General features: G+C 45.3%; 13 protein-coding genes and 2 tRNA genes. 4 read left to right on the forward strand and 11 right to left on the reverse strand.

Features of this window, described 5'->3' with window-relative positions; genetic code table 11:
• Position 1: 1 nt before the first annotated feature.
• The 5 genes from A0256_04285 to A0256_04305 all read right to left on the reverse strand — a co-directional run bounded on the left by A0256_04285 (position 2) and on the right by A0256_04305 (position 8,143).
• A complete protein-coding gene (locus A0256_04285) occupies positions 2-796 on the reverse strand; it encodes a hypothetical protein (protein AMR30694.1) in 795 nt (264 codons plus the stop codon).
• On the reverse strand, positions 789-2,405 hold the full coding sequence (locus tag A0256_04290) for an ATP-dependent DNA ligase (protein AMR30695.1): 1,617 nt from the start codon (positions 2,403-2,405) through the stop codon (positions 789-791). Before A0256_04290 ends, A0256_04285 begins: the two co-directional genes overlap by 8 nt.
• Positions 2,402-3,469 carry a DNA ligase-associated DEXH box helicase gene (locus A0256_04295; protein AMR30696.1) on the reverse strand — a complete coding sequence of 356 codons (1,068 nt, stop codon included), beginning with the start codon at positions 3,467-3,469 and terminating at the stop codon, positions 2,402-2,404. The genes A0256_04290 and A0256_04295 overlap by 4 nt, the downstream gene beginning before the upstream one ends.
• 58 nt (positions 3,470-3,527) lie before the next feature.
• Complete coding sequence (locus A0256_04300; GenBank protein ID AMR30697.1) at positions 3,528-4,871, reverse strand: peptidase M28; 1,344 nt, start codon at positions 4,869-4,871, stop codon at positions 3,528-3,530.
• Between the two features lie 101 nt (positions 4,872-4,972).
• The gene (locus tag A0256_04305) at positions 4,973-8,143 is read right to left on the reverse strand and encodes a DNA helicase UvrD (protein AMR34424.1); all 3,171 of its coding nucleotides are present in this window, start codon (positions 8,141-8,143) and stop codon (positions 4,973-4,975) included.
• A gap of 123 nt (positions 8,144-8,266) precedes the next feature.
• Between A0256_04305 and A0256_04310 the strand changes: the two genes are divergently transcribed.
• Positions 8,267-8,833, forward strand: a complete 567-nt coding sequence (locus A0256_04310; GenBank protein AMR30698.1) for a hypothetical protein — start codon at positions 8,267-8,269, stop codon at positions 8,831-8,833.
• A 342-nt stretch (positions 8,834-9,175) separates the two neighbouring features.
• Here the strand turns inward: A0256_04310 and A0256_04315 are convergent, their stop codons facing one another.
• Together A0256_04315 and A0256_04320 are read right to left on the reverse strand one after the other, a co-directional pair.
• Positions 9,176-10,477 carry a ribosome biogenesis GTPase Der gene (locus A0256_04315; GenBank protein ID AMR30699.1) on the reverse strand — a complete coding sequence of 434 codons (1,302 nt, stop codon included), beginning with the start codon at positions 10,475-10,477 and terminating at the stop codon, positions 9,176-9,178.
• A 148-nt stretch (positions 10,478-10,625) separates the two neighbouring features.
• On the reverse strand, positions 10,626-11,501 hold the full coding sequence (locus A0256_04320) for a GTPase Era (GenBank protein AMR30700.1): 876 nt from the start codon (positions 11,499-11,501) through the stop codon (positions 10,626-10,628).
• A 146-nt stretch (positions 11,502-11,647) separates the two neighbouring features.
• On the opposite strand from A0256_04320, the gene A0256_04325 reads away from it, so the two are divergent.
• Positions 11,648-11,723: transfer RNA gene (locus A0256_04325), tRNA-Met, on the forward strand.
• Between the two features lie 139 nt (positions 11,724-11,862).
• Positions 11,863-11,938 (forward strand) — tRNA-Met (locus A0256_04330).
• A 61-nt stretch (positions 11,939-11,999) separates the two neighbouring features.
• Here the strand turns inward: A0256_04330 and A0256_04335 are convergent.
• Positions 12,000-13,496, reverse strand: a complete 1,497-nt coding sequence (locus A0256_04335; protein AMR30701.1) for a hypothetical protein — start codon at positions 13,494-13,496, stop codon at positions 12,000-12,002.
• A gap of 133 nt (positions 13,497-13,629) precedes the next feature.
• Between A0256_04335 and A0256_04340 the strand changes: the two genes are divergently transcribed.
• Positions 13,630-14,097, forward strand: a complete 468-nt coding sequence (locus tag A0256_04340) for a hypothetical protein (protein AMR30702.1) — start codon at positions 13,630-13,632, stop codon at positions 14,095-14,097.
• 121 nt (positions 14,098-14,218) lie between these two features.
• On the opposite strand, the gene A0256_04345 is transcribed toward A0256_04340, so the two are convergent.
• From A0256_04345 to A0256_04355, 3 genes are all read right to left on the reverse strand, one after another.
• The gene (locus A0256_04345; protein ID AMR30703.1) at positions 14,219-14,647 is read right to left on the reverse strand and encodes a glyoxalase; all 429 of its coding nucleotides are present in this window, start codon (positions 14,645-14,647) and stop codon (positions 14,219-14,221) included.
• A 71-nt stretch (positions 14,648-14,718) separates the two neighbouring features.
• Entirely contained in the window at positions 14,719-15,216 is a 498-nt protein-coding gene (locus A0256_04350) for an ATPase (protein ID AMR30704.1), read from the reverse strand.
• Positions 15,216-15,533 (reverse strand): transcriptional regulator, encoded by a 318-nt coding sequence (locus A0256_04355; protein ID AMR30705.1) that lies wholly within the window; start codon positions 15,531-15,533, stop codon positions 15,216-15,218. The genes A0256_04350 and A0256_04355 overlap by 1 nt, the downstream gene beginning before the upstream one ends.
• Positions 15,534-15,581 lie beyond the last annotated feature (48 nt).

Below are 15,581 nucleotides of genomic sequence, written 5' to 3' on the forward strand. Positions count from 1 at the left end.
TTTATTGCAGACCGATCAACTTTCTATCTGTAAGTTGTTGTAGATAAAGGTCTAATGCGTTATCAGCCATGCCATAGATCTTTTCGGTTTTCCAAAAATACCGGTAGATCTCGGGCCTGGTTCTTATACCGCTGCTATAAGCTTCCAGTAGTTTAAGGTGAATATAATTGAGCCCGTCGGCGTTTGTCCCGAGGCGTTTGAGGTGAGCCTCCATAGCGGGTTTTAGGTTATGCATGTTGCCCCAAAACGGCGTCTCGTTCAGCCATGCCTGTAGTTTGCCGGCATCAGCTCCAACATATAGTTCCCAGGCTTCCAAAGCCAGCCGGAAATCATATTCGCCCAGCTGTAAACGGACGTTATCATAAAGATAGCCCATCTGCTCACCATTGAGTTGGCCCATCCCGGTAAAATCCAGCATCTCCGGAAATTCGGCCGGGCTGATCAAATACACATCCGGTGCAGAAAGGTTAGTTTGGCGATTCAGCATATTCATGATGCCCAGTAAATTTACCTGGCAATGCAGATCATATTCAAACCAAAGGTTAATCTCCTCATAAGGCTCGGCAAGCTTTTCCAACTGATTAACAACACCTGTGGAGTAGTTATCCGGCGTTTCAGCAAAGGCTGCGCAGATCCACTCAGACCGATCCTGCCAAAATTTAGCCGACTGCACATTCCGGCTTACTGGCCCTTCCGATAAAACCTCCCGCCAGATCATGATATCGCCATCTATATCAGCCTGCTGAAATCCGGCAAGGGTGGCATCGCCATTTAAAACGTGAAGGGTATTATTCATTTAACAATGCTTTTAAACTATCTAAAGTATCGGCTTCTTCTTTGGGTTTATCGTGCCGCCAGCGTAAGATCCGCGGAAAACGCAACGCTATACCCGATTTATGGCGGCTTGACTTATTGATTCCTTCAAAGCCTATCTCAAACACCAACTCGGGTTTTACGGTGCGTACCGGCCCGAATTTTTCCAGCGTATTTCGTTTTACAAAATAATCTACTTTGTTAATTTCGGCGTCGGTGAGGCCGCTGTAAGCTTTGGCAAAGGGCACCAGCTTATCGCCATCCCAAACGGCAAAGGTGTAATCGGTGTATAGGTCTGCCCGGCGGCCGTGGCCCTTTTGCGCATAGATCATTACCGCATCTACCGAAAGCGGGTCTATCTTCCATTTCCACCAGTCTCCCCGGCGGCGGCCAACCTGGTAGGTGGCACTCTTGCGTTTCAGCATAACGCCTTCGGCAATCATGGCGCGGGATTGTTCCCGGGTTGTTTCCAACTCGTCCCAACTATTAAATTTTATAAGCGACGAGATGCGAAAAACCTCCGGAAATGGTGTTTCACTCTGAAGTGCTTCCAGTATCTCCCTCCGTTCTGATTGGGTTTTGTAACGGATATCCTCGCCGTTAAATTCCAGGCAATCATAAACTATGGTAGCAACCGGGCTATCGGTAAGGATCTTTTTGCTTAGATTTTTACGGCCGATACGCGTTTGCAACACACTGAACGACATGGGTAACCCATCCTGAAAACTCAGGATCTCACCATCCAGCACCGTACCATCCGGAAGCGCATTTAAAAATGGGTGCAGTTCCGGAAATTTTTCAGTTGCCAGGTCCTCACCGCGGCTCCATATAAAAATCTGCCCGTCGCGTTTAATCATTTGCGCGCGGATGCCATCCCATTTCCACTCGGCCTGCCATTCATTAGCTCCGCCTAACGCGGTGCCTACCTCTTCAGCAGATTTCCTTTTTTCTGAAGTTTCCTGGATAGGATAAGCCAAAAAGAAGGGATAGGGGCGAGAGATATTGTCCGATGCCGTTTGCTCCTGCACCAGTTGCTCATAGGTATAGTTCTCCGGCATCCAGCTGCCCATAATACGGTGGGTTAATGCGGGAGCGTCTATTCCCGTCACATCAGCCAGCGCTTTAATCACCAGGCTTTGCGATACACCCACCCGGAAACTTCCGGTGAGGAGTTTGTTGAACACAAAACGCTCCTGACTATCCAGCATAGCCCAGGAATCCATTAGCCAAAGCTTCTTCTCCACTTCGGTCTTATCTGCCAGCGCATTTATTTCCGCTATCCATTCGGTTAGCGTTTTGCTGCTGCTATTTTGACTCTCAGGCATCAGCAGTGACATGGTTTCGGCCAAATCGCCCACCACATGGTAGCTTTCTTCAAACAACCACACCGGGATGTTGGATACCTCCATGGCCCAGGTACGCACCAGCGTAGAATTGATCTGCCTTTTGGGTTTGCGGCCCGAGAACAGGGCCAGCATATGCATTTTATCGGTATCGGGCACATTGGTAAAATAATCCTTCAGCACCTTAACCTTTTCGTTGGTTTTGTTGGTTTCATCTAGTGACAGGAAGAGTTGGGCAAATGCTTTCATAGCGTAACCTCCTCTTCCGCATCTCCGGTTTTTGTCGTTTCTTTCTTTTCTTCTCCTTCGGTTACAGGCGCATCTTCCTCCTCACCGCCATACAGGGTATGAACTTCGCGGGCATCGAAACCAATTTCGGATAAGTAACGGCTAAATGAGGCTGTATAGCCATGGGTAAGGTAAACGCTTTCGCACTGGGTAGCATCAATGGCGCTAATGAGACCGGGCCAGTCGGCATGGTCAGACATGACGAAGCCACGGTCGGCAGCCCTTCTGCGCTTTGCCCCACGGATAGCCATCCAGCCACTGCAATAACCAAAACTGTAAGGCGCAAACTTGCGCATCCAGGGTGTACCTACCGATGAAGGAGGTGCAATGATGATGCCCTTGCGCACTTCCTCTTTCGGGGAGTCGAGCGTGATACGTTCTGTAGGATTCAGAATAACCCCGTTGCGGCGGAGGGCTTCATTGGTGTTCTCTATCACCCCATGGGTATACACTTTGCCGTTATCCAGCTCCAGGTTTTGCAGTATGCGTTGCGCCTTACCCAATGAATAACCTACAATGATAGTCGCCACGCCGTTTTGTTGATTGGTGCGCCACCAGTTGTTTACATCTGTAAACATCTCACTTTGTGGTTTCCACGTATAAACGGGCATACCAAAGGTACATTCAGATATAAAATGGTGGCATTTTACCGGCTCAAAGGGGGTTGATATGCCGTCATCCTCTACCTTATAATCTCCGGAAACTACCCAAACCTCGCCTTTGTATTCTACCCTGATCTGCGCTGAGCCAATAACATGGCCGGCCGGGTACATGGAGATCAGCACACCGTGTTTGTTTACGGTTTCGCCATACTCAATAGTGCGCAGGTTAATATCGCCAAGGCGGTACAACATTACTTCGCGTGAAAGGTGATGAGCCAGGTAGTTGTTATGCCCGAAATAGGCATGATCTGCATGTGCGTGGGTAATCACTGCATCGTCCACCGGTTTCCACGGGTCGATATAGAATTTACCTTTTTCGCAATAAATTCCCCTGTCTGTAAATTCGAGCAACGGTTTGGCCATACGTACAGCATATAACCTTTAGGATGGTATTTAGTTTGATACCCAGTTTATGATTCAATCACCTCACCGGTTTAGGTAGTACCGGTAAACTTTCGTGCCCGGCGGCATCTACCGACTGCACGGCGAACAGGTAATTATCCTTTGAATAGCCAATGGTTGCATCTGTGCCCGTTATATAAAATTTCTTTTCCCAATAAGGGCTGATGGTTTCACGCATCAGGATGTAATAACCTGCCGGGACTTTCCCTTTGGGTGCTTCCCACTTCAATTTGGTTTTGTTCGTCAAATCGCTGGTGATAACGCCCACGTTTCGAGGCTGACCGGGGGCAGTAGCCAGGTTGGCCAGGATAGAGAGATTCATCCGTGCTATTTTCTGAATGTAATCGTAATCCGCAAAATCGGGCATGTCGCCATAGTCAACGCCATTCTCTTTGCGCACGTCCTGGTGCTGGCGATCGAAGTTTTCATTCATCTCGGTGAAGCGTACAGCCGCAAAACCCTGTTCTAGAAAAGGCAGGTGATCACCGCCGCGCAGGTAGCGATCTGTGCGGTAGATGAGTTTTACATCAAGTTGATCAACGTAGCGCTCACCTATTTCTTTGGCATACCGTGCTAGCTGCCGCGATTGCCCGTCGTTTTCTCCACCTAATGATTTCAATGCGGCGATATCTTTTTCCGTTGCGGCATTCGGCACGCCATCGCTAAACACCCGGATGCTGCGGTTATCTTTCAAACCGGTTTCCATGCCTAATGTGTTGCCTACGATATCGTTATTCAGCATCGCATCAACCTGCCAGGCTTCTGCCTTTGCGCGTTTAGCAACGTTGGTGGAGCCGTACAACCCCTGCTCCTCCCCCACAACTGCCATAAAAATAATGGTAGCCGGGAAAGATCTCCTGGCCATCACCCTCGCCAGTTCCATAGATACAGCTGTACCGGAGGCATCATCCACGGCACCCGGCGCAAAGGAGGTAGAATCCATTGCTTTGGTAGCCCGGGAATCATAATGACCGGAAACAATGTAAACGCGATGGTCGGCCGTATCGGTCCCTTTTAATATCGCCAATACATTTTTCATGGTAGTTGGCTTGCTTAAGCGGCGGCCCTGGGGTTGCACAAATACATCAAATTGCACCGTCATTCGGCCGTTACTGGCTGCCGCATATTTTGTGTATTCGCCTTTAATCCAGTTGCGGGCAGCACCAATACCTTCGGTTTTGCTAAGGGTATCACTCAATGTATGCCTTGTTTTAAAGCTGACCAGTTTACGTACAATGGCCTCAATATTTCTATTAGATACCTCATCTGCCATTTGCTTAATGGCAGCATCTTGTTTGACGATGGTTTGGGCCGAAACGGTTAACGCGAAGAATGACAAGGAAAGAAAAGCGATGTATTTCATAATTATTTTTTATTGTAAAGACACGAAGTATCGCGTCTTTGGCGTATTAATTAATTTCATTACTGTCCTAAGGCAGACGCGAAGTATCGCGTTTCTACAGTTTAATCCGTTTCTTCCTCTCCTTCTACTGTTTCTAAAATATTACCAGACTGTTTGAAATTGCTTTTTACAAAATGGCACCAGTCGCAGTCTTTTTTGCCGCAGCCTTCATTAAACTCATGGTTCAGGATCTTTTGATAAACCGATGTGATCTGGCCGGTTACCTCTTCGATATCCTGCGGACTGATCACTACTTTCTCTTTAAAATATTCTTCACTTACCGGTTCTACAAAATCAAATACTGTGTTTACCACCTGCCAGTCGTTGGTGCGGTCGTTATCGATTAGGATCTTATAGAACACCGCCTGCCGCCAGTAATCACCGCCATGCGGCTCGTCGTTGGTGGGCCGTTGAAACTTGTCTTTTGCGTTGCGGTACTTGCCGGTCTTATAATCCACTATGGTAACGTCTTTACCATTAAATTCTATTTTATCTAGGTTACCTTTTATGGGCACCCCCTGCACTTCAATGTTTTTTATGCTGCGTTCGGTTTGCGCAACTTTATTCCACAGCGGCACGTTCAGCTCATAGTAGGGCGGCAGTATCTTGTCGCCATAATCTATCCTTAGCTTAAAGTCAGTTTTGGTGAACGAATCGCGGTTACGGTACATATACCAACGGAATTCCTTTACAAAATCTTCTGTCGGCATAAACTCGTTGCCATATTCCGGCAGTTTGCGATAAGCCTTATTAAGCGCCCAGTGTACTGCCTGCCCGAAGGTAGCCGATGGACTTTTACCTGATGGCACCCGGATCAAACTTTGAAAATAAAACCGCAGCGGGCAATCTAAATAGTTGCTGAGGTGCGTAACCGAAAGGGTATAATTCTGCAGGAGCTGGTTGATGTAGTTCGTGTCCAGCAATTCTACTACCGGCTTTTCCGCCTCGCTGAACTGCGTAGCAAAAAAACCGAACATATCCGCATCGTTTACCTTCGGGAATTTGAGCTGCAGGTGTGTATCTGCCAGTATCTCTCCAATAAACTGCGAGGGTTCCTGTTCTTTACCTTTTGCATCCTTGCCTGCAAAAGAAATATTGAGGCATTGCTTGGCACGGGTAATTGCTACATAAAATAACCTGCGGGCTTCTTCCTTCTGGGCAATATCGTCACCGGCCGAATTGGTCAGGGTGTCCGGGTAACTGAAACCGTAATTCCGCCCCTTGCCATCCCAGGTTTTTTTATCGCAGCCAATAAAGAACACATGCTCAAACTCAAGCCCCTTGGAGCCATGCGCAGTTAAAAAGTTAATGCCATTATCAGAAAAGATCACCTTATTCAGTTCCAGCCTGATGTTGTTCTTTTTCATCAGTTCTATCGTAGTGATGAGGTCTGCTAATTTGATCTCCGGGTTCTTGCGGCTCTCATCTTTCAAAAAATCGAAGAAGCTGGTCAGGATCTGCATGTGGGTACCTTTATCCTGCTGATGCATGATATATTTAAGGATCCCCATCTTGGTCACCACATCCTGAAAAAACTGCTGTACAGTTACGCTAACGGCAGATTTAAGCAGCTCATCGATATCATTAATGAGGTACTTCATCTCTATATTGGGCTGCTTGTTAAACAGATCTGTTTGCGCAACCAGCTTGGTTTCGTGAAGGTGCCTGCGTAAAGATGTTTTGGGCTGATTATTTGCTGCCGTTGCAAAATTTTCTTTGGCTACCGCGATACTGGCCTTTGCAATTTCAATAGGTGCTATATTGAACAGATCATAGTGCAGGATCTCAAATAACAGCTCATCCCCGCTGTAAGGAGAATCCAGTTCCATAGCGAGATAGCGCAATATGTTCACGATCTTTTCGCCGAAGGGCACCGTCAGGATATCAATCTTCCGCTTGGTGTTTACGGCTATTTTTTGCGCCTCCAAATAAGTAAGCAGCTCTTCTACCTGGCTATGATTGCGGTAAATCACCGCTATCTCACCGGGCTGGGTGCCATCGGCCACTAATTGTTTTATCTGCAGGGCAACATTAACCAGCTCCTGCGCGGGGTTCTCGTATTCCTGGATGGTGGGTTCTATTACCAGCTTATCAAAGCGCGGGTGCGAAGCCTTCAGGTTTTTATCCAGTTTAAGCTGACTGGTTAAACGTTCGCGATTGTTGTTGATGAGTGCCCCCGATATATCTAAAATGTGCTGGTTGGAGCGGTAATTATGCTTCAGCACCACGGTGTGCAACGTATCTACATAGTCGCCGGCAAAATCAAGAATATTCTTCATGTTTGCCCCCTGGAACTTAAAAATAGACTGGTCATCATCGCCCACGACAAATACGTTTGGCGTTTCCCAGTAATTGAGCAGGAACTTGAGCAGTTCGTTCTGCGACCCGCTGGTATCCTGGAACTCATCCACCAAAATATATTGATAGCGCTCCTGGTATTTGCGCAGGATCTCATCGTTCTCGCGGAAAGCCTTCAGCACCCAAATGATCATGTCGTCATAATCATAAAAGCTTTTGGCTTTCATTTTACCCGTGTAGTTATCGTACTCGCCAACGGCAGCCAATAGCTTGGCCATGGTATCTTTGGCCTTATCAATATCTTTTTGCTTGGGGTCTCCTATTTTAATGCCTGCCTTGGCATTGGCTCTTTTGTAAACAAACTCCTCCCGGTTGGGCAGGTCGTCCAGGTATTCCTGCACGGCTTGTACAATCATATCTTTTGTCCAGTTCTCCCTTTTCATGGTAGAGAACAGGCTTTTTAAGCGCGGAGCATCGTAATAAATGTCGCCGGTAAACCGCTTCAGCAAATGGTCTTTGCCAAATTCATCCACTAATTCGCGGAACAGCATAGCCGATTCCAGATCAGACAGCGACTCCAGGTTCAGCTTGCCGAAATAGTCGAGGTTCTCCTGGATGATCTCATTACAAAAAGCGTGAAAGGTATAGATGTTGATGCGGTAAGCATCGGGGCCTATAAATTCAAACAGGCGTTTGCGCATGGCCACTGCACCGGCATCGGTGTAAGTTAAACAAAGGATCTCGCTAGGCTGGGCATCGGTATCCGTCAGGATCTTCCCGATACGGGCCGCCAGGATCTGCGTTTTACCCGTGCCCGGGCCAGCTACTACCAGCACCGGGCCATCCATTTTATTTACCGCAGCCAACTGTTCGGGGTTTAAGCCGGCAAGTGCTTCGCGGAATTTGAGGTTATATTTATTGAGGGTTGGTTGCATCATTTATAACGTAAAATTACTAAAAATTATAGCGTTGCGGCAGTTAAAATAATGCAGCAAAGATTTGATTGTAATAGACAGAACACTACTTTTATGACCAACTAAAACCAACAACCTTTTACGATGGAAAACCCTTACTCAGGCCGCGCAATCATAAACGATAATTTCGACACGGTGGAGATTGAAATACCCGGAAAACGAAACTATTTTATCTTGCTATTTTTTTCGGCATGGATGGTAGGTTGGTTTTTTGGCGAAACAAGTGCGGCATCATCTATAGCAAGTGGCGATGGGCCTGGGTGGTTTTTAACAATCTGGCTAGCAGGATGGTCGCTCGGTGGTATATTCGTAATTAGCACTATACTATTTATGCTGCTGGGCAAAGAAATTATAGCGGCGGGGAAAGGAACTATTTCTATCCGCAATCGCGTCTGGTTTTTCTTACCAGCAAAAGTTTACGATTTGAATGAGGTAAAGCATATCCGGGCATCAGAAGAATTTTCAATGTACAATAGTTTTCGATTTGGCCGAAGTCAAAGCGGCGTTCTTAGCAATTTCAATTCGGGCACTGTAAAATTCGACTACGGGCTCAAAACTGTGAGGTTTGGAAATGATTTGGATGAAGCTGAAGCACGGTACATTATTGAGAAATTAAAAAGCAAAAAGATATTAACTGAAAAGAATTTTTAAGATTTGTCTTTTGAAGATATGCAGATCCGGTATTCAGGCTCCGGGCGGTGCCCTCGCTGCCGCTTTGCCGTTTCCGCATTAGCGATTGCAGCGGATACTGGCCAAGGTGCCTAAGGCCTGTGCAGTATGAGCGGAAAGCGCGGGCCGAAGGCAATGCCATAAACCAGGATAGCGGCGAATATACTTACCCCGGGTTTGCTTACGCTGCCCGGCCCTATCTTTGCTGCGCAAAAAGAGGGCAAAATTCATGTTTGCCGCTAAGGCTCTCTGTCCCGCCGAGAGGCTAAAAAAAATAGCGATGGGTTTTTAAACGCATCGCTATCCAAGATATTAAATTGATCACTACTTCTGCCTGAACCACACCTGGATGGGGGCACCGGAAAACTCAAAATGCTCGCGCAGCTGGTTTTCTATAAAGCGGTAATACGGTTCTTTTACGTACTGCGGCAGGTTACAGAAGAACGCAAACATGGGCGACTGGCCCGCTATCTGGGTAATGTATTTGATTTTTACGTATTTGCCTTTTAATGATGGCGGCGGATAGTTCTCGATGATCGGCAGCATTACCTCATTTAATTTAGAGGTTGGGATCTTGCGGGCGCGGTTAGCGTAAACCTGGTTCGCCACATCAATCACTTTTAGTACACGCTGTTTCTCGGTTACCGAGGTAAAAACGATAGGTACATCAGTAAAAGGTGCTATTTTCTGTTTGATCTGGTCTTCAAATGCTTTAACGGTTTTATTATTTTTCTCTATCAAATCCCATTTGTTCACCACGATAACAATACCCTTTTTATTTTTCTCGGCCAGGTGGAACAGGTTTACATCCTGAGATTCCAAACCTTCTACCGCATCGATCATCAGGATCACTACATCAGCTTCTTCCAAAGCTTTGATGGTACGCATTACCGAGTAAAATTCAATGTTCTCTTTTACCTTGGTCTTTTTCCGCATCCCGGCGGTATCGATCAGCATAAAATCATGACCATACTGTTTATAATGGATGTGGATACTATCACGGGTGGTGCCGGCAATGGGCGTAACGATATTACGGTCCACGCCTATCAAAGCATTGATAATAGATGATTTACCAACGTTAGGGCGGCCGACTATGGCATATTTAGGGCGCTCGTTCTCATCAAACGGAACATCTTCAAAATGCTTAACCACTTCATCCAGCAATTCGCCGGTGCCGCTGCCCGTCATAGATGATAACGTATAGATCTCGCCCAAACCCAGGCTGTAAAACTCGGTGGCATCAGCCAGCTGGGCGTTATTATCCAGCTTGTTCACCACAACAAATACCGGCTTTTTGCCTTTACGCAGGATATTGGCTATCTCGTCGTCCAGATCGGTAATGCCTGTAGTAACATCTACCATAAAAAGGATAACGGAGGCTTCCTCGATTGCGATCAAAACCTGCTCGCGAATGGCCACTTCAAACAATTCTTCCGAATTGGCTACATAGCCGCCGGTATCAATAACGGTAAATTTCTGGTCGGTCCATTCGCTGGTACCGTAATGCCTGTCGCGGGTTACACCGCTAAAATCGTCAACAATAGCTTTACGGCTTTCGGTTAAACGGTTGTATAAAGTGGATTTGCCAACGTTGGGCCTGCCTACTATAGCTACTATATTGCTCATTTTGTATTAGATATGAGATGTGAGATAGGAGATATGAGACCGGAGGAAAGTCCTGTCTGATCTCTTTCTACATCTAAATTAAATGTTTTTTGAATACTGGATGCTGCTTTATCTCAAATCTCACATCTAATATCTCAAATCTGTTTTATTATTCGTACCCGAATTTTTTCAGGTAATTTTTTTTGCTGCGCCAGTCGGGGATAACTTTTACAAACGTTTCCAGGAAGATCTTCTTCTGGAAAAAATCTTCCATATCGCGGCGGGCGTAAGTGCCAACTATCTTCAGCATTTTGCCGCCTTCCCCAATGATGATATTTTTTTGCGAATCGCGTTCTACAATGATCTCGGCACTTATGCGGTGCAGTTTTTCGCCTTCTACAAAAGCGGTAACTATTACCTCGGTACTGTAAGGAATTTCTTTTTTGTATTGTTTAAAGATCTGCGCACGAATCATCTCCGATGCAAAGAAGCGGTCATTACGGTCGGTAAGCGCGTCTTTCTCGTAATAGGCCGGGTGCTCGGGCAGGTTCTCTAATATAAAATCCATGATGGCTTTTATGTTATGATCATGCAGGGCCGAGATGGCAAACACCGCTTTGGGGTTTAGCTTCTCCTGCCAGTAATCCACCTTTTCTTTTACTTCAGCTTCCTCGCTCTGGTCTATCTTATTTACCAGCACTACCAGGGGCGCGGTAGAACCGGCCAGCTTTTTAAGTACGTCTTCTTCATTGTACTCCTCGTGAATATCGGTCACCATCAATATCAGGTCGGCATCCACAATGGAGCCATCTACCTGGTGCATCATACTTTCGTGCAATGCATAATGCGGTTTAATGATACCCGGCGTATCCGAGAATACAATCTGGTAATCCTCTTCGTTCACAATACCCAAAATACGATGACGGGTTGTCTGTGCTTTTGGGGTGATGATAGACATTTTTTCGCCCACCAGGGCGTTCATAAGGGTTGACTTACCCGCATTGGGTTTACCAATTATACTTACAAAACCTGCCCTGTGTGCCATAAAAAAAATAATTAAAATATTATTTGGACTGCAAAGAAACGAATTATATCTTTGCAGTCCAATAAAAAACGGCATGCAAATGCATTTTCACATTTGGAAAGAAAACATTTCGGATGTTATGACCGTTATGTAACCAACAAAAATAGTGCGGGATGGAGCAGTTGGTAGCTCGTCGGGCTCATAACCCGAAGGTCGTAGGTTCGAGTCCTGCTCCCGCTACCCAAGATAAGAGAAGGCCTTGATCGAAAGATTAAGGCTTTTGATTTCTTAAAGCGGGAAGGCCTAAGCGGCTAAACCGGATTTCTGCCCAACAGGATCAAACATTTCGGAGTTATGCCCGTTATGTAATTAATAAAAATAGTGCGGGATGGAGCAGTTGGTAGCTCGTCGGGCTCATAACCCGAAGGTCATAGGTTCGAGTCCTGTTCCCGCTACCCAAGTTTAGAAAGCCTTGAATCGAAAGATTTGAGGCTTTTTTGGTTTAACATGCTAATTGTATTATCCCTCATCGTTTCCTATCAGTGTTAAGACAACTTTATACGCTGTGTTTTTCTCCAAGCGTGCTATTAGCCAGGCGATAAAACTTAAAGAGAAGATATCATTATTCTCTTTTTGGGTGAGTTGGTTTACAACAGTAGCTTTGTACCTGGGGTCAAAAGCTACATCGGGTTTCAACAGATATTTTTCAACCAGCCCCAGATACTGTAACACCCGTTCCTCGGAGGTCTTCAGCAGATATTTTTTGTACCGTCTCCGGAAGCTCATGAGCCGTGATAAGGCAAGCTCAATATTAGAGAATTGTGCCTGTACCAGTATTTCCATCAGGTTTTTACGGATAGTCCATAACATGCCCATCTTTTTTTCGTACCATGCATCGGTCTGTGTCAATAGTGCCAGCTGTTTCAAACTCGCCCGGTCATCACAAAGGGCTAAAAACATCGCCAGGCTTAAGCGTACATCCGCTAGATCTTCCGGCTTGGACGTACTCTTTTTGTTGGAGAGCGATTCCTGCAATAGCGCGATAGCCCTATCAGAAAACCCTGTAAAAAACAGATTTAGTGAAGTGAGTAACTGATGGCGTAAATAAAACAGCGCATAATACCGGCTGTCTGCTAACATTAAATGCATCATTTCCTTTAGGTAGGATGCACTCTTCCCGAACCTTCTTTGCCGTAAATGAAAATTGGCCAAAAAATACAAAATGGATATATGATAAAAACCATACGTCTGTTTGTGCTGCACCTGGCCTTTCATAAATTGATTGGTTCGGTTAATGTATCGCTCTATCAACCCATAGTTCTGCTGAATGGCTGCGTATTCATTCGCTATGAAAAGAATTTGGTAAATAGACTTGTAAGTCATTAAGTCCTGTTTGGAAATCTTGTATTTCCGGATGGTAGCCAGCATTAAAGTGGTCAGATTAACAATCTTGCCGTTCAGGTGTATCTCCTGCAATTCCTGCCTTAAATAGGCGTAAGCCATATTGAGCCTGGCTTCGCGCTGCATTTCCGCCTGGTTCCGCAAAAAGCGAGCGGTTAAAGTGTCAAGGTCCTCCGCTCCAGGCATATGAGCATACTGCAGCCTTAACAGCAAAAGTTCGTTCAATAAGTTAAATTGCTCCAAAGACTCCGCTATCGCTTCAGCCTTGTCCATACACTTGAACGCAATTTTAACCAGCTCATTTTCCGAGAGGAAACGAGCTACCACAAGCAGGCGCAAAGCCTCATAGCTATCTGAATGATTGCTCTCAAAGGTTTTCTGCGATAAGAATAACAACAAATTATCCTGCAGCCTTTTTCTTAAGGCATAGTATGCATCTTTATTTTTGTAAGATTTGTAGAGCTTGTCGAAAGCAGTTATATCGTCAGTTTCTACCAAATTGAATAGCTGTAAATTTTTTACATCCTCTCTTTTATTCTTATCCCGTAAAAACTGCTTAAACAGCTTTCTGTCTGTATTATTAAGAAGGCTGGTCAACTCTAAAAGTCCGTCCATGACTGGGTTGTGATTGCTATAAAAGTAATATATTTTTCATTTATATATCATCAGTTATCTGAGAATCCTGACTTTTCAAGGTTTGTTTTATACCCGACATTTGGTTCAACAATAATCACAAAAACAAAAAATCATGGAATCGCTACAACACAGAACTGAAGAAAATTTGAATACCCTAAAAGCAGGTGAAAAAATCAGAAGCCCGTTTAAACCAACTGCCGCATTTATAGGGGCATCATGGTTTGCATTATTAGCCGGAGCAGTGGGATACTGCATAGGCTTATGGAATGCGGGTATGGCATTGAATGAAAAAGGCTATTATTTCACCATTTTATTATTTGGCCTGTTTGCTGTGATCTCCGTACAGAAAAGCGTGAGAGACCGGGCTGAAGGGCATGCGGTTACCGACCTTTACTACGGCCTGAGTTGGTTTGCCACTATTGCGGCAATGATCTTACTCACTATTGGATTATGGAACGCAGACCTCGCCAGAAGTGAGAAAGGCTTTTACGCTATGGCCTTCTGCTTAAGTATGTTTTCGGCCATTGCTGTGCAAAAGAATACCCGCGACGCAAAAATGTTAGCCGACAAAGAACTGTAACGTAGCGGTTACCACCCCGCAGCGCCTTGCCTGGCAAGCCTGCGGGGTTTTATGGCAACAAGATTTGGTTGTTTTGGCACCAGGTTTATAAAAGCTTGCTTACGCTTGCTCCATTAATTCATCATGCGCCTGGGTCATATTCAACTATCCATTCAATACCATATTTGTCTCTGAACATCCCGGCGTAGGTGCCCCAGGGGCTATCGCCTATCGGCCCTTCCACTTCCCCGCCTGCAGATAATCCGTTAAATACCTGCGTGGCTTCTTCGCGGCTCTCTGCACTCACCGCAATTTTAGACCTGTTTTCACGTTCGTTTACCCTCCCCATAAACTCTGGAACATCATTGGCTAACAACACATTGTTACTCCCGATAGGCAGCGCTATGTGCATAATTTTGTTAGCCTCATTTTCGGGCACCTGAAATTCATCGCTCGCAAGGTCTTTAAAGCGAACGACCTTTTTAAACTCTCCGCCAAAAACTGATTGGTAAAATGTAAATGCTTCTTCGGCATTGCCATTAAAGTTGATCCATGGATTAATTGCTTTCATGATATTTATTTTTAATTGTGAATGTTTTTTGATTAAGGTATTCCTTAAATTATTCTAAAATTTTCATACGATTACTTCCGGGATAAATTAGCAAGCAAATCTTCCAGGTTTTTAAGGGTCATATTGAAACCTATTTTAAAGCCTTCCAACAATTTCTCCAACCGCTCGAATGATTCATTGTAAATGGTAATGTCAACTTTAGTTATGCCATTTTTTTCACTGAAGTGGTAGTCCCACTCCGAACCCGGCAGTTCACGGTTTTCGTCCTTATCGGCAAAAGCGTTATACATTTTAAAATTAGTTTTCGGGGTAATTGCAGTAAAATCCTGTACTGCCCAACGCTCCTGCCCGTCGGGGCTTACCATTGCGTAAACCCTGCGCCCCCCAACTTTAAATTCCATATACCTGGTTTTTGCGCGCATGGGTGCAGGTGCGCCCCATTGGTCCAGCAATTCGGCTTTGGTGAAGGCATCCCATACCAAAGATTGTGCGGCATTAAACTGCCGGGTGATATAAACCGTTTTGGCTTTTTTATCAACGTTAAAATCAAATAGCAAATCGTTGTTCATTATTTCTGTTCTTTAATTGTTGTCAATAATTGGTCAAGCTGATTAAATTGCGTTTCCCAGTTCTGCCTGAACTGGGCCAACCAGTTGTCAAACTCCAACATTTTTTTGGCGTTGAAGTGATAATAAATCTCTCTGCCTACGGGCTCGGGTCTAATCAGTTCGCAGGCTTGTAACACTTTTATATGTTTTGACACAGCCTGCCGGCTCATATCAAATTTTTCTGCCATCGTATTTGGCGTTAAAGCCTGTATTGCAATTAAAGTTAAAATAGCCCTGCGTGTTGGGTCGGCTATTGCCTGAAATATATCCTGTTTCACAATTTAAATTTTAATTAAGCAACCTTTCGGTTGCAAATATATATGCAA

Origin of the sequence: Mucilaginibacter sp. PAMC 26640, assembly GCA_001596135.1 — a bacterium.
Classification (GTDB): domain Bacteria; phylum Bacteroidota; class Bacteroidia; order Sphingobacteriales; family Sphingobacteriaceae; genus Mucilaginibacter.

Excerpts from the sequence above, each read along its gene's own strand:
- A0256_04285 (AMR30694.1), bottom strand. The coding sequence starts at position 796 with ATGAATAATACCCTTCACGTTTTAAATGGCGATGCCACCCTTGCCGGA.
- A0256_04290 (AMR30695.1), bottom strand. The coding sequence starts at position 2,405 with ATGAAAGCATTTGCCCAACTCTTCCTGTCACTAGATGAAACCAACAAA.
- A0256_04295 (AMR30696.1), bottom strand. The coding sequence starts at position 3,469 with ATGGCCAAACCGTTGCTCGAATTTACAGACAGGGGAATTTATTGCGAA.
- A0256_04300 (AMR30697.1), bottom strand. The coding sequence starts at position 4,871 with ATGAAATACATCGCTTTTCTTTCCTTGTCATTCTTCGCGTTAACCGTT.
- A0256_04305 (AMR34424.1), bottom strand. The coding sequence starts at position 8,143 with ATGCAACCAACCCTCAATAAATATAACCTCAAATTCCGCGAAGCACTT.
- A0256_04310 (AMR30698.1), top strand. The coding sequence starts at position 8,267 with ATGGAAAACCCTTACTCAGGCCGCGCAATCATAAACGATAATTTCGAC.
- A0256_04315 (AMR30699.1), bottom strand. The coding sequence starts at position 10,477 with ATGAGCAATATAGTAGCTATAGTAGGCAGGCCCAACGTTGGCAAATCC.
- A0256_04320 (AMR30700.1), bottom strand. The coding sequence starts at position 11,501 with ATGGCACACAGGGCAGGTTTTGTAAGTATAATTGGTAAACCCAATGCG.
- A0256_04335 (AMR30701.1), bottom strand. The coding sequence starts at position 13,496 with ATGGACGGACTTTTAGAGTTGACCAGCCTTCTTAATAATACAGACAGA.
- A0256_04340 (AMR30702.1), top strand. The coding sequence starts at position 13,630 with ATGGAATCGCTACAACACAGAACTGAAGAAAATTTGAATACCCTAAAA.
- A0256_04345 (AMR30703.1), bottom strand. The coding sequence starts at position 14,647 with ATGAAAGCAATTAATCCATGGATCAACTTTAATGGCAATGCCGAAGAA.
- A0256_04350 (AMR30704.1), bottom strand. The coding sequence starts at position 15,216 with ATGAACAACGATTTGCTATTTGATTTTAACGTTGATAAAAAAGCCAAA.